This is a genomic window from Collinsella sp. HCP3S3_D1 (genome assembly GCF_052064015.1).
GTDB lineage: Bacteria > Actinomycetota > Coriobacteriia > Coriobacteriales > Coriobacteriaceae > Collinsella.
In genome coordinates, this window is sequence record NZ_JBQHWK010000006.1 from 47,812 (window position 1) to 66,716 (window position 18,905).

An 18,905-nucleotide genomic window follows, 5' to 3' on the forward strand; every position below is an offset into this window, starting at 1 on the left:
TACGACGGCCGACTTACGCCCTTGTTTGTTCGATCTGCCCGATGAGCCAATCGCACCAGGCATCCATGCCCTCGCCCTTGCGTGCGCTCACGGCAAACCGCGGCGCCTGCGGATTGAGGTCATCGAGTGTCTTAGTATACCTATCCATGTCAAAATCGAAAGCCGGGGCCACATCGACCTTGTTGAGCAGCTGTGCGCTAGCGTGCTGGAAGATGCCCGGGTACTTAATGGGCTTGTCGTCGCCCTCGGGCACCGAGAGAATCATGATGGACAGGTTCTCGCCCAGGTCAAAGTCGACCGGACAGACCAGATTGCCCACGTTTTCGATAAAGATAACATCGATGTTTTGAAGGCCCACTGCCTGGTCGAACGCGTCAACGGCCTTCATGATCATGTTGCCCTCGAGGTGGCACAGACCGCCCGTGTTGATCTGAATGGCGGGCATGCCGGCTTCCTTCATGGTGATGGCGTCGACATCCGAGGCGATATCGCCCTCGATGACGGCACAGCGCAGGCCGGCTTTGTCGCGCAGGCGCTCGTTGGTGCCCAGAATCGTGGTGGTCTTACCAGAGCCGGGACTCGACAGCACATTGATCACATAGGTGCCTGTCTCTTTGAATCGCTGGCGCAGCTGATCTGCCAGGCGCTCATTGCGCGACAGAATTGGCGATGCGATATCAATAGTTTTCTCGGCCATACTCGGCACTCCTTACTTCTACCATTTATACCCCGTCCCCAAATGGCAGGCTGGTTAATTGTCGGGGGTTTCAATCTCGATGCTGGCGATGTCGAGCTCGCGGCCGTGCAGCAGGCGCACGTTGGTGCCGCCACACTGAGGGCAGCGGCAATGGAAGCGGTCGTGCTCAAAGACCTCGCGGCAGTCCAGGCACTCGCTTTGTGGATGGACTTCCTCCACGGCAAGCTCGCAGCCGCGCGTGAGCATGTCCTCGTCGCGAAACGTCTCCCACGCAAAGTCGAGCGCCTCACGCACAACTTCGGTCATATCCCCAATGCGCAGCGTTACCAAAACAGCGCGCGAGGCCCCCGCCCCACGCGCCGCGCGAATCACTGTATCGAGTATGCCGTTGACAATGCCAACCTCGTGCATACGGATTTACTCCTCGTCGTCCTCGTCGTCGTTCGAGAACAGATCCAGACGGCTCACAAACAAGCCTTCCTTGCCATCGCGCGCGGTAATGACCACGCGGGCGATGGCGAGCGAAATCTCGTAGAGCGAGAGCAGGGCGCCATACATGAGACCCAGCGTAACGGGCGAGCCGTCGGGCGTAATCACAGCCGAGCCCGCAAGCAGGCCAACGTATACGTAACGCCAGGCACCGCGGAAGGCCGCATAGGACACGATATGGAAGACAGAAAGGTAGAAGATGATGAGCGGCAGCTCAAACGCCACACCAAAGCCGATCATAAAGAGCAGCTCCATGTTGACGTAGTTCTCCAGATCGGGCAGCGCCGTAGCGACGGCCGAGGTTTCGCCGATGAGCCACTCAAAGCCCGCAGGGATGATGATGAAGTAGCAAAAGATTGCGCCCAGGAAGAACAGCACCGTCGAGGCGAGCACCGTGGGCACAACCCACTTGCGCTCGTTGGGGCGAAGCGCCGGCAGGAAAAACGCCAGAATCTGCCAAATGATCATAGGCGTGCACATGACAACGGCCATCTTGAGGGCCAGCGAAAAGCGCAGACCAAAGCCGCCGAGCGTGGTGGTGATGTAGAACTTACCGTCCGGCACAAAGGAGCGGATGGGGTCTTCCAGGATGTCGAGCACCACGGGCGTGGCGAAATACAGCACGATGGCGGCGGCAAAGACTGACACGACCACGATGGTCAGGCGGCGACGGAGCTCACCCAGATGATCGAAGAGCGGCATGCGCGCAGGTCCGATAGGCATTACTCATCGCCTCCCTTCGGGGCATGGGCGGCAGCGGCGTCGTCCTCGGCCTCGAGCTCGCGAGCGAGCTGGTCGACGACGGCCTTGCGCTTGCGGGGACGACGGGCGTAGAGGTCAGCCGTCGTGGGCTCTGCCGGCTCGGGCTCGGGCTCCGGCTCTGCAGCAGGCTCGGGCTCGACGGCGGCAGCGGCAGACTCGGGGCCCTCAGCCTCACCAGCAGCACCTTCGTCCTCGGCAGCACCCTCACTCGCGGCCTTCTCGGCGGCAAGGCGGGCACGGCGCTCGGCAAAGGTCTCCTTCTTTGCGGGCGCGGCCGTCTCGACGGCATCCTCGTCCGCATCGGAATCGTCATCGACGGCAGCCTTCTTGGGCTTGACCGGAGCCGAAGCGGCCTCGCTTACCGGATCGATAATCTCGGACTGAACAACAGCCGTCATCTTTTCCTGCGTCTCGCGGAACTGACGGATGGCACGGCCGATCGTGCGGCCCATCTGCGGGAGCTTATCCGGGCCAAACAGCAAAAAGCCGAAGACCACGATGATCGCGAGCTCACCCTCTCCAATACCAAACACACATACCTCCAAGGCTCGATGTGAGTCGAGCCCGCACCGCGCCATTCGGCCGGAACTCGTCTATTCATTCGGTCAAGTATAGCGCCCGGACGTCAAAACATCCGAGCGCATCACAAACATATACCAAACGGCACGCCCTTTTTGGGGCAGGGCTTATGCCGCCGTAATTGAAATCTCCTGGTCGACACCCAGCAACTGAACCACGCGCATCACCGGGGGCTGCACGTTGACGCAGCCAAACCGCTTGCCGTGATCGGCTGCGTGGTGCGCGGCGCCCACAAGTACGCCAATACCTGTCGAGTCGATATAGCTCACCTGGGCAAAGTCGAGCTCAACGGCCTCGGTGGGCTGCTCGAGCGCCAAGTCGATGGCGTTACGCAAGCTGTCGGCGTTAGAGATATCAATCTCACCGGTCACCCTGATGGTGTAGAGCTCCGGCGTGGGGTTGGTGGAAATTCCCAAATCCATGTATACGCTCCTTTGCGTATCGAGAGTGCGGATGGTACTGGACGCGGATTTGCGGGGCCCTACGCGTTAGGCGCGCTCGGCACGAGCAAGCTCGGCAGCGACGAGCTTGACGGCCAGCACCAGCACGTCGAGTGCGGCCTCCAGGTCCTCGACCGTGGGATAACTCGGCGCGATGCGGATGTTGGTGTCGCGCGGATCCTTGCCATAAGGCCAGGTGGCACCTGCCGGCGTGAGCTTGACACCCAGGTCGGCGCAAAGCGCGGCGACCTTTTGGGCCGAGCCCTCGGGGCCATCAAAGCTCACAAAGTAGCCGCCGCGGGGATGCGTCCAAGTAGCGCAACCCGTATCGCCCAGGCCCTCAGTGAGCTTGCGCTCGACGGCCTCAAAGCGCGGACGCAAGAACTCGGCATGCTTTTTCATGTGCTCCTTGACCGCCTCGATGGTGGGAAGGAAGCGCACGTGGCGTAGCTGGTTGAGCTTGTCGGCGCTGATAAGACCGGCCTTCAGGCGCTTGGAGAACTCCGCGATGACCGCGGGACTCGCACCGATAAAGCCGATGCCCGCGCCCGGGAAGGTAATCTTGGACGTCGAGGCGAATGCCACCACGCGGTCCTCGGTACCCGCCGCGCGGGCAAGATCGAAGATGTTGGCGAGCTCGTCGGTCTCGTCGTACAGGTCGTGCACGCAGTAGGCGTTGTCCCAAAAGATGCGAAAATCGGGCGCGGCCGTGGGCATCTCGACCAAGCGGCGCACGGTGTCCTCGCTAAAGGTGATGCCCGTGGGGTTGGAATACTTGGGCACGCACCAGATGCCCTTGATGGAGTCGTCGGTGGCAACCAGGCGCTCTACCTCGTCCATGTCGGGGCCGTTGCCGGTCATCGCGACGGGGACGTTCTCGATACCCAGGTCGGCGGTGATGCCAAAATGACGGTCGTAGCCGGGAACCGGGCACAGGAACTTGACCTTCTTACCGTCGTGCGCGGCCTCATAAGCCTCCCAAGGCTCGCTGCCGCACGAGCCGCAGCGCCAGAACATACCGGCGATATCGTGCTCGATCAAAAGGCTCGACGAACCCAGTACGAGCGTCTGATCGGCGGGGCAACCCAGGAACTCCCCCGCCAGCTTGCGTGCCGAGGGGATGCCCTCAAAGCAGCCGTAGTTGGAGCAGTCGACGTTACCGTCGTGCAGATCGGCGTCGGCATTGAGGATATCGAGCATGGGGCGCGAGATGTCCACCTGGGAGGGCGACGGCTTGCCGCGCGCCATGTCGAGCGTCAGGCCCTTGGCCTTGACCTCGGCAACCTCGGCTTTGAGCGCCTCGATGGCGGCATCGAGTTCGGTGGTTTCCATCTTCTGGTAGATCGTCTGCATGGGTGCGACCTTTCGCAAAGCGGGACGTTGCAGTTTGTCTAAGTATAGACCGCTACCGCCGCAACGGTATGAAGCCGTGATAGATTAAGTCCATCGCAATGAATTACGATATCCACCGTATGACCCGTATAGCCGCATGGCACATCCAAGGAGGCAGTATGGAATACGGCTCTTTTCAAGCCGAGGAGTTCGGAGACCTGCAGCGTCTGGTCGACGGCTTGTTTTATGACCGTAAGGCCATTGACCGCCTGGATCTAATCGTTCAGGCGGAGATCTTGGACCTGGCGCCCGATCTCATGGAAATCGTGAATCTTTTGCCGCCCGGCCACTACGACCGCCAATCGCTTTGCGACCAGCTTAACTCGGCCCTTGCCGCCCACGGCTGGGGCGCCGTCTACGGCACCGTGGAATAAAAATGGCAAATAAATGAAACGCCGTTTGTGACAGTGCTCACAAACGGCGTTTTTTCACACGAGGGCATCCGGGGCATGTCCGGCCCCGGTTTTCGCGCTCCTACTCGTCCTTGGGCGAAGGGTGCTTGCAGACCACGCTCATGTAGATCATGCCCAGCACGGCCGCGGTAACAGAACCGGCAAGAATGGCGGCCTTGGCGGCCAGAACCTCGAACTGGGCCGTCGGGAAGGCGAGGCCGCTGATGAGGATCGACATGGTAAAGCCGATGCCACCCAAAATGCCCACGCCGGCGATCATATGCCAGTTAACGTTATGAGGCAGCTCGCAAGCCTTAAGCTTGACCAGGGCAAACGTCACGCCAAAGATACCGATCGGCTTACCCAGCAGCATGCCAAAGTACACGCCGAGGGTCACCGGGTCGGTAAGCAGCACGCTCATGTCCACGCCCACAAGGCGAACCTGCGCGTTGACAAACGCAAAGATCGGCAGGATCACAAAGTTGACCGGCGTGGAGATCAGGCGCTCCATGCGGATGAGCGGCGGGGTCACACGGTGCATGACACGCTCGACCTTGGTGGTCGAAAGGGTAAAGTCGTGCTGGCCCAGGATGTGCGCCTCGTCGTCGTAACGGTCGTCGAGCAACGGCAGGTACTCGCCTAGCCAATCGGTAAGGCTATCGAGCTTAACACCGCACTTGGCCGGGATGGTGAAGGCCAGGATGACACCGGCAAGCGTGGCGTGCACGCCGCTCTTAAACATGCAAAACCACAGCAGCAGACCAAGCACCGAGTACGGGGCAAGGCGATAATGCTGAGTTTTGTTGAGCCACACAAGTGCGCAGGTCACAACTGCAGCGGCACCCAGCCAAAACGGACTGGGGCTCTGGCCGTAGAAAATGGCGATGGCGGCGATGGAGATGAGGTCGTCGGCGATGGCAAGCGTCGAGAAGAACACGCGCACGCCGTTGGGCACGCGATTGCCCAAAAGCGACAGCACGCCCAGCGCAAAGGCAATATCGGTTGCCATGGGGATGGCCCAACCGTTGCGGGCGCCGGCATGGTTAAAGATCAGGTAGATGCAGGCGGGAACGACGACGCCGCCCACGGCTGCCAGCATGGGAAGCATGGCCTGACGCGGATTCTTGAGCTCGCCGACCGTCATCTCGTACTTAAGCTCAATGCCCACCAACAAAAAGAAGATCGCCATGAGAAAGTCGTTGACGAAAAGCTCGACGGTGAGGCCAGCCGTAAGGTTGCCCAGACCCACATACAGCGGGGTCTCCAAAAAGTGATGGATAGCCTCGTAGACATCGGTGTTGGCGCAGATAACGGCGGCGATGGCGGCGATGACCATGACGGCGGCGGAAATCGTGCCGTTCTCGGCGATGCGCTCCCAGATGTCATGACGTTCAAAGCGCTTGCGCTCACGAACGTTGAACAGCTGCTCAGTTGCTGCCATGGGCGGCTCCTTTCACGGGAAAGCTCCCGTCTTAAAAAAGCACGGCCCGCCCAAGTGGCGGCACCGCGCTCCAACGTATTACGCTTGCATCTAGCCTACCCTGCACGACAAGCACGCAGGCGTGGCCGAAAAGCGGAACCACAGGTTGAACATTATTTGCCCAACGGTACGGGCGCCCCTGTCCAATAGAGGACGCGGTCCCGCGCACAAAAAACGACCGGAGCGCGGGGCGTCCGCGGTCCGGTCGTAGCAGGTTACAAAACCTAGCAGGCGGCCATGATGGGGGCAGCGACCTGCTTCTTACGGGAGAGGACGCCCGGCATCCAGACGCCGTCGTGCTCGTCGGCAATGCCCAGGCCCTTCTGAGCGGCCTCGGTCTCGCCCTCGAGCAGGACCTGCGAGCCCTCCTCCATGATGTCGGTGATGCACAGGACGATGCCGTCGGCACCCTTCTCGGCGGCGTAGGCGCGCATGGCCTCGCGGATCTCGTCGATCATGCCGAGCGCACGGCTCTTGTCGACGGTCTCGTACTGGCCGATGAGCAGCTTCTTGCCGGCGGGCTCGAACATCTTGATGTCGTTGCCGACCATCTCGGCTGCGGTGAAGGAGCCGGACGGACGGGTGAGGAAGACCTCCATGCCAAACTTGACCGGGTCGACGCCCACCTGCTCGCCGAGCTTGGCGGCGACGGCGCGGTCGACATCGGTGGTGGTGGGGCTCTTGAGCATGAGCGTGTCGGTCATCATGGCCGAGAGCAGCAGCTTGGCCTGAACGTCGGAAAGCTCAACGCCGAGCACGCCGGCGAGCTTAGTGACGATGGTGCAGCTGGAACCCCAGGGCAGGCAGATGTAGTGCAGCGGGCCGGCGCTCTCAAAGTCGCCGATGCGGTGATGGTCAACGACGCCAAAGACCGTGGCGTCCTTAAGGCCGGCGACGGACTGGGCGGACTCGTTATGGTCGGTGAGAACGACAAGCTGGCCGGCCTCGACGGACTCAATCACGCGGGGCTCGGCAATGCCGGCGTCTGCGAGCAGCTTGGCGGACTCTGCCGGAAGCTGACCAAGAGTGCAGACCTCATAGGTGTTGCCGGCATACTCAACCTGGTTGAGCAGCTGAGACAGAACGACGGCGCTCATGATGGCGTCGTTATCGGGGTTCTGGTGACCAAAGACAAGAACGTTTGCCATGGGTATCCTCCACTTGGTATGTGTACTTAGACGTAGCTATGGTAGCACGCTGGCAGCTGGCCTTTGGGGACGGAAGGGCCACGGCATATTTTGTGGCAGGTATGGGGGCCAAGGCTGTCCCTTTTGCACCATGTTGGTGCAAAGTAACCTGGCCCCCTTGCACCAGCTATTTACCGGCAGCGCGCAGGGCTACGTAGGCAGAACCGATGATGCCGGCGTCGTTTCCGAGCGAGGCAACCTTAATGGGCGTCTCGCGCGAGGCGGAAAGCGCGTAGCGCTGGAAGTACTCGCGAACCTTATCGAGGTAGACATCGGCCGAGGCGGAGGCGCCGCCGCCGATCAGGAACATCTCGGGATCGACCACGTTGGCAATAAGCGCCAGGGCGCGGCCGAGATAGTCGGCCATGGTATCGGCCGCGGCCAGCGCGAGCTTATCACCCTCGCGGCAGGCTTGGAACACGTCCTTGGAATCGGAGGGGCCGGTGAGCTCGATGGGCTCGACGCCCGCCTTCTTGCACTCGGCAAGGTAGTTGCTCACCACGCCGGTGGCGCTGGAATACTGCTCCAGGTGGCCATGACCGCCGCAGCCGCAAGTGCGCTCCTCAGCCGGATTCAGGCACATATGGCCAATCTCGCCGCCGGCGCCCACAACACCCGACACCACATCGCCGTTGACGATAACGCCGCCGCCCACGCCGGTACCGATGGTGACCATCACCACATTCTGCACGTCCTTGGCAGAACCGAGCCAAGCCTCGCCCATGGCAGCGGCGTTGGCATCGTTCTCGTACTTAACGACCGCATCGGGGCAGTGCTCCTGAATGGCGATCTTCAACTCGGGCAGGTTAATGGCAATGTTGGCCTTGACCTTGGCATCGCCCGCTGCCGGAATGGGGCACGGAACAGCAAGGCCAATGCCCGCCACAAAGGCGCGCGGAATCTGTGCCTTGGCGACCACCTGGTCGATAGCCTCGGTCACCGCGGCAAAGCCCGCAGCGTCAACGATGGGAGGCGTGGGCACGCTGACCTTCGCAAGCAGGTTGCCATCCCCGTCGAACAGGCCCTCCTTAACCGAAGTGCCGCCGACGTCGATGCCGATGTAGTACTGCCTAGGTTCCATAGGGGCCCGCCTTTCTCGTTTAAACATTGTCTGTATGGTACCGCTCCCAAGGCAAAACCTACCAAAAAGGGACAGGTTTGTTTTGGTAGGTTTTATCTTGGGAAATGCAGAATACAGGATTCGGTTCGCTGGGCGCTAAATCGGTTCGGCCCCGTCCTCGGACCGATTAGATTTCTCAACACGACATTATTCGAATGTATATTTATTTAGAGCGCTTTTATTTTTAGCGCAAAGCGACTTTTAGTAATATATCTATCGAACTTTTCAATGACTCAATAGGGATACTTAGGTGTTGAGTATACTTTCTTTTATACTCGATCAAGTTGGAAAGGAGGTTCCATGATTCCCAAATACGAGGCGATAGCTGCAGATATTCGTCGAAGTATTGAGGATGGCGCTCTTAAACCAGGCGACAAGCTTCCCACCGTCGTTGAGTTCTGCGAACTCTATAGCGTTTCCAAAATCACCGTCAAACGAGCTATCGAGCAAATCACCGAGGAAGGTCTTGTTACCAGCCGTCGTGGATCGGGTACCTACGTTAAGGACACGGCGGGGCTTCCCGGCCAAGCGTTTTTCCAGGGCAAAAACGACCGTGCCCAGGGCTTTTCGTATGAGCACCGCGGGGAGAAGGTGACCTCGGTGGTCTACGATTTCTCGATTGTTAATCCACCAGCGGACATCGCAGCCCAGCTGGGAATTGCCGAGGATGACTTTGCCTATCACATCGTGCGCGTGCGTCAGGCCGATGAGAAGCCCATCGTTATCGAGTACACCTACATGCCCCTCGAGCTGATTCCGGGCCTTAAAAAGAAGGACCTGTACGGATCGGTCTACCGCTTTGTCCGCGAGCAATGTGGGCTGAAGATCTCGAGCTTCCACCGTACCATTCGCGCCGTGGCAGCAACCGAGGAAGAAGCCGAGCGCCTGGACACCAAACCTGGCTCTCCCCTGCTCGAGCTCAACCAGATTGGCTTTTTGGACAGCGGCGCGGCCTTTGAGTATTCGGTCTCGCGCAACGTTGGCGACCGCTTTGAGTTGCACAACGTAACGTTGGCATAGGTTTTTGTAGTCATGCGGGCGCTCGTTTTGAGTTGTTTGTGCAACGCCCGCGCAACACAATGGGGTATGAATATGTCCGATTTGATTAAACTGACGCCGATCTTCCACGAGAAGATCTGGGGCGGCCGCCAGCTCGAAACCGTATTTGGCTACGACATTCCCGATGGACCCATCGGTGAGTGTTGGGCCATCTCGGCCCACCCCAACGGCGACTGCCAGATTGCGGAGGGCCCGTATGCCGGCCACACGCTGTCGTGGCTGTGGGCCGAGCACCGCGAGCTCTTTGGCAGGTGCGAGGGCAAGGAGTTCCCGCTGCTCGTTAAGATTCTGGACGCCAAGGACGACCTTTCGATCCAGATTCATCCCAACGACGAGTACGCCGCCAAGCACGAGAACGGCAGCCTGGGCAAAACCGAGTGCTGGTATGTGCTGGACTGCGAGCCCGGCGCCACGATCATCGTCGGCCAGCGCGCGCATGACCGCGCCGAGGCCGCGCAGATGATCGAGGACGGCCGTTGGGACGACATGCTCAACGTGCTGCCGATCCACAAGGGCGACTTTTTCCAGATTGATTCCGGTACCGTACACGCCATCAAGACCGGCACGCTCATTTTGGAGACGCAGCAGTCAAGCGACGTGACATATCGCCTGTACGACTACGACCGTCCCGGCACCGACGGCAAGCTGCGTCCGCTGCACATTGAGCAGAGCCTCGACTGCATCGACTTTGATGCTCAGGCTCCGACCGACGGCACGGTGGCCGCACCCGAGGTGAACGGCGTAACCGAGCTCGAGTCTAACTCCTGCTACACCGTCGATCGCGTACGCGTCGACGGCAGCAAGACCTTGGAGCAGCGCTGGCCCTTCATGTGCCTGTCGGTCATCGACGGCGAAGGCACCATCTGCGGCGACCCCGTCCACAAGGGAAGCCATCTGCTGGCACCCAGCACCGTCAGCTCCATCGACCTCGAAGGCCAGATGGAACTGATCGTCTCGCACCTGTAAGTTACCGGTCCCCGAGCGCTCGCCGGGATGGGGCGCGGGGTTTGGTCGCCTGCTCGGACAGTCCTGCTCGCACGGAACTCGCGATCGACCAAACCCCGCGCCCCATCCCGGCGAGCCTCTGGCTAGTAACGACAATCAAAAAGCAACAAGGGGCTCCCCCGTTCATCAACGGAGGAGCCCCTGCTATACATAACGGCTCAAGGTGCCTATAGGTAGACCTTTTCGAGAAACGATAGCGTGTCCTGAAGCCGCACTCTTTCCTTACGGTTGGTCTGCCGATTTACATACGAAGCAAAGTCCGTAAGAAAATCCTCCGCATCAACCCTCATTTGCCCCGTTAGCTCCAAACGCGCCGAAGGCGACAACAAGTCAGCAAGTCGAGCAACATCCGAACGGTGCTTCCGCCGATCAATGTTGTTGCAACGACGTCCCTCTTCATAACTTCTGTTGATATCAATGTGCGCACGCATCTTGAGGGGAATGATATGGAGTGCATCGAGCAACGTAATGCCCTCTACGTTCGTTGCGTTGTCGCGAATAAATTCGTAGTAGCCATCGTCGAGGATAATTGCCGAGAGACTTGATACGGCCCCGTCAAAGGAAAGAGGTGCCACTTCGCTCGTTTCGTCTTCGAGCACAAAATCAGGATGTCGGGCAAATAGCTCAATTTGACCGGGATAGTCTAGGGCCCGCTTTGATCCTTTGGGCAAGCAGAGCCGATAGTAAGTGCACTTTCCATCGCCGACCTTTCCAATCTCGTATCCAGCTGCTTTGATAAACGCCCACAACGCAGTGGCAAATTCAACGCCTTCCCCATCAACAATTACGACGACATCCAAATCTTCGGTAGCCCTGAATGAATCACCTTCGCTGTCAAATAGAACGCTGCAGGCCCCTCCACCAATAAGGACGTAACCACCTTTGCAGCTGCTCATGGCGTCGGCAAATCGCTCTATCCCCCTCACTTTTGGCATATCGTCCTCCTGAGCTGTTCGACCGCATCGAGCAGACGGTCATCTTTGTAATCCTCTTTTGCGAAGGCAACGTATAAGGAGAACGGGTCGACACATTGCAAACCTGTCGTGTCAAAACTAACATCGGACGGCTCGTCCACGGGATACGACCAGACCTCAATCTCGACAGCAGCCGGTTCGTACCACTGGGCCTCCAGCCATCTGTCACCCATGTGCTCTTTTAGGTCCTCTAGCTGATTCTTTTCGAGAGCAATGGTTGGAGCAGAGCCTTCATGAGCAAGGTCAGACATATAGCTAAGGGCAGACATACCGGAAAGCAGCGCGTCAACGGCACGTAGCTCTGTTCTCTCGATAACCTTCTTGAGCCGGATTCGCTCTAAAACTGGCGTGCGAAGATAGTCCTCAAACCCATCCAGCAGCGTCTCGGTCGACAACCCGGCATCGCACAATATACGCTTTTTGCCGTCCCGCATAATCAACCCAGGAGCAATAGCGGCGATTTCCGAAAGATAGCCGCTGACGCTTGCCGCGCTTTTGCCACACAGACGCGCTAGGTCGCCGGCGGAGCAGTCAACCCATCGTCCCGCGATGAGATTTAGGACGATTCGTTGAGATTGGGGCGAAAGCGGAGCAGCGGGAGAAGCACCCAGCACCTCACCGGAAATAACGGCTCCGATAAACGGCAAAAACGCATTTCGCTCATCTCGGATATATGCGATCCCCTCCGAAGAAAGCGCGTGCATAAAGCCTAAATCCATAGCATCCCAGCAAATTGCCACCGGGCGAGCATCTATCTTGCGCACTGCATTGACGAGATTTCGCGCCGAAATGACACTGGGCGGTTCTTTTGGTTCCGCAACAATAAAACGGCCCTGCTCAGACATGCCAAGCCGTGCCAAGCGAAGCGAATACCGCTCAAGATACATGCGAGGAATCTGCATCTCAACTGGCTCCGGGTCGATGGCGAGCTCTAAAGAGAAGAGCCTTTTTGGGAGACAATTTAGCAGCATGTCCACTCACCATTTTCATTTCAGTTACATTTTAGTATCTATCTAAAATTATACTGAATCGTATAAAACGCTCAATCCCCAAAGTCATAAGAAACAATCCGAAACGTAATAAGGGGCTCTCCCGACCATGTACGGAAGAGCCCCTACTCGTATCTATCTATCAGCCCACCCGGTTCTCCAGATCAAAAAACGAACGAGCAGAGCAACGTTCGCAAGCTACAAGCTAAAACGCCACAAGGAAGAGGGCGCGCCGGGGGCTTTGGTCGATCGCGAGTTCCGCACGAGCCGGAGAGCACTTAATGTGCTCTCCGTGCGAGCAGGACTGTCCGAGCAGGCGACCAAAGCCCCCGGCGCGCCCGGTCAACCTCGCAGTTAGGCATTTAGCTTGACGATTGGAGCAAAGCCCTTCATAAGCTTTTTGGTCTGGCCGGTCTTTTCGAATTGGACCTCGATCATGTCTCCAGCGACCGAGATCACGGTACCCGTGCCAAAGGTCTTATGACTCACGGTATCGCCCGCGGCAAAGTCCTGCGACGCGCTGGCGCGATCGACCTTGCGCTCCACTGTCGGGGACACCTTAGACGACGGCTTTTTGGCTCGCGGTGCGCCCGAGCCAAAGGTCGAGGCAACGCGACCGGCGTCGGGCGAGACCCCACGATGGCGCTCGGTCCCGTAGCTGCTGCCGCCAAAGAAATCGTCGAAGCTCGATCCGCCGCGCGAACCGGAACCGCCGGTCGAGCGCGTATGCGAACCGAACACCTTGCCGCCATACATATCCGAACCCATGCCCGAGCCAAAGGTGCCGCGACGGTCGCCGCGTTTCTCCCAGCCCGTGCCCTCAAAACCGGCAGAACCGATACCGCTAAACTCGATATCCTCAAACGGAATCTCGTTGAGAAAGCGCGAACGCGGGTTGGCGGAGGTCGAACCGTAAGTGCGACGCGTGGCCGCATAGGTCAAGAACAGGCGCTTACGGGCACGCGTGATGGCGACGTAGGCCAGGCGACGCTCCTCCTCGAGCTTGCCCGGATCATCGCTGCCGCCAAAGTCGTGCACGTGCGGAAAGATACCCTCCTCCATGCCGGCCACGAACACCGCCGGAAACTCCAGGCCCTTGGCGGAGTGGATGGTCATCATGGTAATGGCATGCGTCTCGCCGGCCAGGGAATCCAAGTCGGAGCGCAAGGCCAGCCACTCCATGAGTGCCGGCAGCGCCTTACAGGTGAGCGGACCGTAGGTACGCTCGATCTCGCCGGCATGCACGGCACCCGCCGACAGCTCCGTCGGCGCGGCATACGCGTTGCCTGCGATGGCGGCGGCCAGGGCATCCTGCGGAGACAGCGCCGGAGCGGCCAAGCCATCGAGCGGATTGGAACCTGCGGCATCGCGTGCGCCGACGAGTGCCTCAAACGAGGATGCCGGGACAGATGGCCCCGGTTCGGGCGCAGACACGCTCACCACGACGGGCTCGGCGCCGGCAGGCACGTCGGCAACACCGGCTGCGCGCAGCTCTTCTAGGCTCTCGAGCGTACCCTCGATATCCTCGTGCGTCTCCTCAAATTCCGCCGCAACGCCCAGAAATTCCTGGATGTTCTCGGCGCGGCTCTCAGATTCCATGGTGCCCTCGGCGCGAAACGCCTGCAGCAGGCCCGTCTTATCGACGATCATCTCGACAACGTCCTTGAGCTCGCCGTCCATGCGGCGGCCCTCGCGCACCAGTGAGACAAAGCTCGACAGGCCGTTGCGCACCTTGGCGCTAAACATGCCGGTTTCGGCGCACGCAATCTCGCAAGCCTGGAAGAACGAGCAACGGTTGTCGCGTGCCAGCTGCTCGATCTTTTGGATTGAGGTGGAGCCAATGCCGCGGCGCGGTGTGTTGATGACGCGCTTGACGCTCATCTCGTCGGCCGGGTTCACGATCATCTTGAGGTAGGCCATGACGTCGCGAATCTCGGCACGGTCGAAGAATCGAGTGCCGCCCACGATCTTGTAGGGCACGCCCGCGCGCAGAAACATATCTTCGAGAATACGCGACTGGGCGTTGGTGCGATAAAACACGGCGATGTCGTCGTAGCTCGTGCCTTTGGCATGCAGTTTCTCGATCTCACCGGCAATCCAGCGACCCTCGTCGCGCTCGTCGCTCGCCTGGAAGGCCTGAATCTTCTCGCCATCGCCCTCAGCCGTAAACAGGCGCTTGTCCTTGCGCTGCGAGTTGTGGCGCACCACGGCGTTGGCGGCATTTAGGATATGGCCCGTAGAGCGGTAGTTCTGCTCGAGCTTAACGGTCTTGCAGTTTTTAAAGTCCTGCTCAAAGTCCAAGATGTTGGTGATGTCGGCGCCACGCCAGCTGTAAATGGACTGGTCATCGTCGCCCACAACCATGAGGTTTTGGTACTTGGCGGCCAGAAGGTTGGCGATTTCGTACTGGACGTGGTTGGTGTCCTGATACTCGTCGACGCTAATGTAGCGGAAGCGCTCCTGGTACTTGTCGAGCACCTCGGGGCGGGTGCGCAGCAGTTCGAGTGTGCGCACGAGCAAATCGTCGAAGTCCATCGCGTTGGCGGCGCGCAGGCGGCGCTCCAGCTCCAGGTAGACCTGCGCGGCCTTTTTGTCGTTGGGGCTATCGGCGGATTTGAGCATGTCCTCGGGGCCGATTATGGCGTTTTTGGCCGAACTGATCTTGCTGCGAATCATGTTGATGGGGAACTGCTTTTGCTCGATGCCGAGCGCCTGCATAATGTCACGCACCATGCGCTTTGAGTCATCGTCATCGTAGATGGTAAACTGACCGGTGTAACCCAGCAGGTCGGCGTCCTCGCGCAGCATGCGCACGCACATGGCGTGGAAGGTGCACACCCACATGCCGCGGGTACCGCTGGGAATGAGCGCCGTCAGACGCTCGCGCATCTCGGCCGCGGCTTTGTTGGTAAACGTGATGGCAAGAACCTGCCAAGGCTTAACACCCAGGTCGCCGAGCATATGCGCGATGCGGAAGGTCAGGACGCGAGTCTTGCCCGAGCCTGCGCCGGCGAGGACCAGCAACGGGCCCTCGGTGGTCAGGACGGCCTCGCGCTGGGCGGGATTAAGGCTGTCGATGTCGACGAGCGGCTTGACGGGCTTGGGTGCCGACGCGGGAGCGTCGTAGATGTCGAGCGGAACGAGCTCGGGCTCCGGCGCAGCGGGGGCGGTGTATGCATCGAGCGGCACGGGTACTGCGGCGTTCTTTTCCCAGGGCAAGGGCTGGGTCATGGGCGACTCCTCATCTGACGGACGGCGCGCCTGCGGGCGGCGCCATAGTTTGAGCCGTACCAGTATACCGAGCCGCGCGGACACCGATGCAAATCACACCACGACTCCGTGCGCCGCGCTCTGGCCGCCGCGCAGCGTCAACCAAGTTACAGGCCGAGCATAGGCTCCAGAACAAAGAAGTACGCGAGCACCACGATGCCCAGAATAATGCGGTAGACGCCAAAGCACTTAAAGTCGTGACGGCGAACGAAGCCCATGAGCCACTTGATGGCAATAAGCGAAACCACAAAGGCCACGACGCAGCCCACGCCCAGAATGGCAATCTCGTTGGTGCCAAACGTACCACCCTTAACGAAGTACTTGACCAGCTTGAGCGCGCTCGCGCCAAACATAACGGGAATGGCCAGGAAAAACGTGAACTTGGACGCCACCGAGCGCGTGCAGCCCAGCAGCAGGCCGCCGATGATGGTGGAGCCGGAACGTGATGTGCCCGGAATCAACGAAAGCACCTGGAAGCAACCGATACCCAATGCGGTCTTCCAGCTCAGGTCCTCGAGCGTGGCGATGGATCCAAAATCCAAATCCTCGTCATTGTCATTGTCTTCGGCAATATCCGCCGCAGGCGCCGCGAAGTGTGCACCGGCGGGACGCCCGCCCGCCACCACAGCACGCGAACCAAACGAATCGGCAAGAGCGGCGTTCTCGCGCTTACTCGCACGCCAGTTCTCAATCACGATAAACAACACGCCGTACACGATGAGCGCCAGCGCCACGACGGGAGCGTTATAGAAATGCTCCTCCATCCAGTCGTTGAGCGGCAGACCGATCGCCGCGGCGGGAATACAGCCAAGCACAATCTTGCCCCACAGCACCCAGGTGTCGCGACGACCCTCCTTGCCCTTGCTGGGCGAGAACGGATTTAAGTCGTAGAAGAACAGAACGCAAACGGCCAAAATGGCGCCAAGCTGAATCACGACCAGGAACATATTCCAGAATGTCTCGCTCACATTCATCTTGACGAACTCGTCCACCAAGATCATGTGGCCCGTCGACGAAACGGGCAGCCATTCGGTGATGCCCTCGACCAGGCCCATGAAGGCAGATTTTAGAAGCTCGATGATATCCAAAGGGACCCCCCTCGTTTGTCACCCGCCGATAGTTGTTCTGCGGACGGTTGCGGGCGATGTCCCATTATCAACCGTTCGGCCGCGGCCGCGCCCACCCTTACCAAAAATCTCGCCCGTTCACAGAATTGCGAGCGGTCAAACCGAAATCCTTGGGTATAACTGCAACAAGCTAAAGTGTCCGGCGGCCAACACGTCGTCCGATGCACGAGCCCCGCGCCCGTGCGATAGACCAAGGAGGAAACCATGAACGAGGGCTATACCAAGGTATTTGTTTCACTCGACGGTACTGAGCAGCAGGATTTTGTGCTCACACGCGCTATCAAGGTCGCCGCAAACAATGGCGCCAAGCTGATCATCGGTCACGTCATCGATTCCACGGCGCTCGAGAGCGCCGGTTCCTATCCGGTCGATCTGGTCAACGGCCTGGAGGAGGCCTTTAAGAACTCCATCGCCAAGCAGCTCGAAGAGGCCAAGGCTAATCCCAACATTCCCGAGGTCGAAGTCATGATTCGCGCCGGCCGTATTCGCGAGACGCTCAAGGACGAGATGCTCGACGTGGTCAAGCCCGATCTGGTGCTCTGCGGCGCTCGTGGCCTTTCCTCGATCAAGTATGCGCTCCTGGGTTCGATTTCGACATTCCTGCTGCGCAACACCGACTGCGACATCTTGGTCGTGAAGTAGCGTTGCTCCCACCGGCCGCGGGGCCTGCGGGGTTTCCACGGGCACGTCCTCGCCGCGTTGCGGCTGCGGGATGTGCCCTTAGGAAACCCCTCCCGGCCCCGCGGCCTTCGCAGCCTTACTTCAACGAGTTGGCTGATAAAAAATGGCGTGCCGCCCCAAACGGGGCGGCACATTTTTTTGGGTGATTTTTTTAGAGCCTCATAGCTATGTTCACGTTCGGGAACATAGCCATCCGCACCACAAGACGGCCCGACTACTCGAAGTATTGGAACTTGTTGGTCGAGAAAGCGAATGTTACGACAAAGCCTTCGCCGGAGTCGGATGCCGCGGTGACGTCGATGCCCATCTTGGAGCACAGGCGCGCCACCAGGTAGAGGCCGATGCCCGTTGCGCGCTTGGTGGTGCGGCCGTTATCGCCGGTAAAGCCCTTCTCGAACACGCGTGGCAGGTCAGCCGCGCTCACGCCGCAGCCGTTGTCCGCGACGGTAAGCTCGATGCGCTCGTTTGCCAGGCCCTCGTCCAGCAACGCACCCGAAAACACAATCTTCGCGCCGTCCTCACGCGCATATTTAATGCTGTTCTGAATGAGCTGGCCCAGAATAAACTCGAGCCATTTCTCGTCGGTGAACACCTCAAAGTCGAGGTTCTCGCACACCGGAGCCACGTGCGCCGCAATGAGCTCGCGCGCGTTGGCTTTAATCGCGCCCGTCACCAAGCTCTTGAGACCCCAGCGGCGAATTAGGTAGTCGCGCTCTACGACTTCCGAGCGCGCATAGTACAGCGCCTGATCGATATAGCGCTCCACGCGAGCCAGCTCGCGACCCAGGTCATCCACGCGCGACAGGTCGTCTTCGCTGCCGTCCAGGTTTTCTAAAATCAGATGAGCCGCCGCCAGGGGCAGCTTGGCCTCGTGGACCCAGCTCTCGATATAGTCGCGGTAGTCATCGGTCTGGCGCCGGCCTTCCGCCACCTCGTCGCAAGCGGCTTTGCCCACCCGGCGCAAGACCTCATATTCGAGCTCGCCCTCGGCATAGGTCGGGCATTGCACCATCTCCTGCACCCAAGCGGGGCTCCCCAGCTCCTCTGCCGCGCGCTCCAGCTGGCACAGAAAACGACGACGGCGCACGTACTCGATCACGATGCCCAGCATGCCAAAGATAAAGGACACACCGACCGCCACGACCACGATGGATGCCGGGGCGCCGGCGACCGTCAGTACAAAACAGCTCAGCAGCACGCCGCAGGTCCACACGGCAATGGGAAGCAGTGCATCTTTAAAGAACTTGGCAAACGACATAACC

General features: G+C 59.6%; 18 protein-coding genes. 4 read left to right on the forward strand and 14 right to left on the reverse strand.

From position 1 onward, the window contains the following. Positions 1-13: 13 nt before the first annotated feature. The 6 genes from hypB to ACTNDJ_RS03055 all read right to left on the reverse strand — a co-directional run bounded on the left by hypB (position 14) and on the right by ACTNDJ_RS03055 (position 4,320). Positions 14-697, reverse strand: coding sequence for a hydrogenase nickel incorporation protein HypB (gene hypB, locus ACTNDJ_RS03030; RefSeq protein ID WP_441083288.1), 684 nt, complete (start codon positions 695-697; stop codon positions 14-16). A gap of 54 nt (positions 698-751) precedes the next feature. Then, positions 752-1,108, reverse strand: a complete 357-nt coding sequence (hypA, locus tag ACTNDJ_RS03035; RefSeq protein ID WP_152068469.1) for a hydrogenase maturation nickel metallochaperone HypA — start codon at positions 1,106-1,108, stop codon at positions 752-754. A 6-nt stretch (positions 1,109-1,114) separates the two neighbouring features. Continuing rightward, positions 1,115-1,909 carry a twin-arginine translocase subunit TatC gene (gene tatC, locus ACTNDJ_RS03040; protein WP_193221504.1) on the reverse strand — a complete coding sequence of 265 codons (795 nt, stop codon included), beginning with the start codon at positions 1,907-1,909 and terminating at the stop codon, positions 1,115-1,117. Then, positions 1,909-2,481 carry a twin-arginine translocase TatA/TatE family subunit gene (locus ACTNDJ_RS03045; RefSeq protein WP_427718929.1) on the reverse strand — a complete coding sequence of 191 codons (573 nt, stop codon included), beginning with the start codon at positions 2,479-2,481 and terminating at the stop codon, positions 1,909-1,911. Before ACTNDJ_RS03045 ends, tatC begins: the two co-directional genes overlap by 1 nt. 153 nt (positions 2,482-2,634) lie before the next feature. Next, positions 2,635-2,949, reverse strand: a complete 315-nt coding sequence (locus ACTNDJ_RS03050; RefSeq protein WP_152068467.1) for an STAS domain-containing protein — start codon at positions 2,947-2,949, stop codon at positions 2,635-2,637. A 66-nt stretch (positions 2,950-3,015) separates the two neighbouring features. Next, entirely contained in the window at positions 3,016-4,320 is a 1,305-nt protein-coding gene (locus ACTNDJ_RS03055) for an aminotransferase class I/II-fold pyridoxal phosphate-dependent enzyme (RefSeq protein WP_441083289.1), read from the reverse strand. Between the two features lie 158 nt (positions 4,321-4,478). Here ACTNDJ_RS03055 and ACTNDJ_RS03060 point away from each other — a divergent pair, with 158 nt between their 5' ends. After that, a complete protein-coding gene (locus ACTNDJ_RS03060) occupies positions 4,479-4,733 on the forward strand; it encodes a hypothetical protein (protein ID WP_154515036.1) in 255 nt (84 codons plus the stop codon). Between the two features lie 100 nt (positions 4,734-4,833). Here the strand turns inward: ACTNDJ_RS03060 and nhaA are convergent, their stop codons facing one another. The 3 genes from nhaA to ACTNDJ_RS03075 all read right to left on the reverse strand — a co-directional run bounded on the left by nhaA (position 4,834) and on the right by ACTNDJ_RS03075 (position 8,499). Continuing rightward, entirely contained in the window at positions 4,834-6,192 is a 1,359-nt protein-coding gene (gene nhaA / locus ACTNDJ_RS03065; protein ID WP_154515038.1) for a Na+/H+ antiporter NhaA, read from the reverse strand. 263 nt (positions 6,193-6,455) lie between these two features. Next, positions 6,456-7,379: a manganese-dependent inorganic pyrophosphatase gene (locus ACTNDJ_RS03070; RefSeq protein WP_441031330.1), complete on the reverse strand. Its 924-nt coding sequence runs from the start codon at positions 7,377-7,379 to the stop codon at positions 6,456-6,458. 166 nt (positions 7,380-7,545) lie between these two features. Beyond that, positions 7,546-8,499 (reverse strand): ROK family protein, encoded by a 954-nt coding sequence (locus ACTNDJ_RS03075; RefSeq protein WP_441083290.1) that lies wholly within the window; start codon positions 8,497-8,499, stop codon positions 7,546-7,548. A gap of 339 nt (positions 8,500-8,838) precedes the next feature. Here ACTNDJ_RS03075 and ACTNDJ_RS03080 point away from each other — a divergent pair, with 339 nt between their 5' ends. Next, a complete protein-coding gene (locus ACTNDJ_RS03080; protein WP_154515044.1) occupies positions 8,839-9,558 on the forward strand; it encodes a GntR family transcriptional regulator in 720 nt (239 codons plus the stop codon). Between the two features lie 72 nt (positions 9,559-9,630). Then, positions 9,631-10,563 carry a mannose-6-phosphate isomerase, class I gene (manA, locus tag ACTNDJ_RS03085; protein ID WP_441083291.1) on the forward strand — a complete coding sequence of 311 codons (933 nt, stop codon included), beginning with the start codon at positions 9,631-9,633 and terminating at the stop codon, positions 10,561-10,563. Positions 10,564-10,769: 206 nt separating this feature from the next. Here manA and ACTNDJ_RS03090 read toward each other — a convergent pair whose 3' ends face one another. The 4 genes from ACTNDJ_RS03090 to ACTNDJ_RS03105 form a co-directional block, all read right to left on the reverse strand. Further along, a complete protein-coding gene (locus ACTNDJ_RS03090) occupies positions 10,770-11,537 on the reverse strand; it encodes a hypothetical protein (RefSeq protein WP_441083292.1) in 768 nt (255 codons plus the stop codon). Further along, a complete protein-coding gene (locus ACTNDJ_RS03095; protein ID WP_441083293.1) occupies positions 11,525-12,547 on the reverse strand; it encodes a hypothetical protein in 1,023 nt (340 codons plus the stop codon). Before ACTNDJ_RS03095 ends, ACTNDJ_RS03090 begins: the two co-directional genes overlap by 13 nt. 372 nt (positions 12,548-12,919) lie before the next feature. Further along, a complete protein-coding gene (locus ACTNDJ_RS03100) occupies positions 12,920-15,796 on the reverse strand; it encodes an ATP-dependent helicase (protein ID WP_441083294.1) in 2,877 nt (958 codons plus the stop codon). 146 nt (positions 15,797-15,942) lie between these two features. After that, a complete protein-coding gene (locus ACTNDJ_RS03105) occupies positions 15,943-16,923 on the reverse strand; it encodes an undecaprenyl-diphosphate phosphatase (protein ID WP_441016070.1) in 981 nt (326 codons plus the stop codon). Between the two features lie 243 nt (positions 16,924-17,166). On the opposite strand from ACTNDJ_RS03105, the gene ACTNDJ_RS03110 reads away from it, so the two are divergent. Then, the gene (locus ACTNDJ_RS03110) at positions 17,167-17,604 is read left to right on the forward strand and encodes a universal stress protein (protein WP_154515052.1); all 438 of its coding nucleotides are present in this window, start codon (positions 17,167-17,169) and stop codon (positions 17,602-17,604) included. A 253-nt stretch (positions 17,605-17,857) separates the two neighbouring features. On the opposite strand, the gene ACTNDJ_RS03115 is transcribed toward ACTNDJ_RS03110, so the two are convergent. Then, a complete protein-coding gene (locus ACTNDJ_RS03115) occupies positions 17,858-18,901 on the reverse strand; it encodes a sensor histidine kinase (protein WP_441016067.1) in 1,044 nt (347 codons plus the stop codon). Positions 18,902-18,905: the final 4 nt, after the last annotated feature.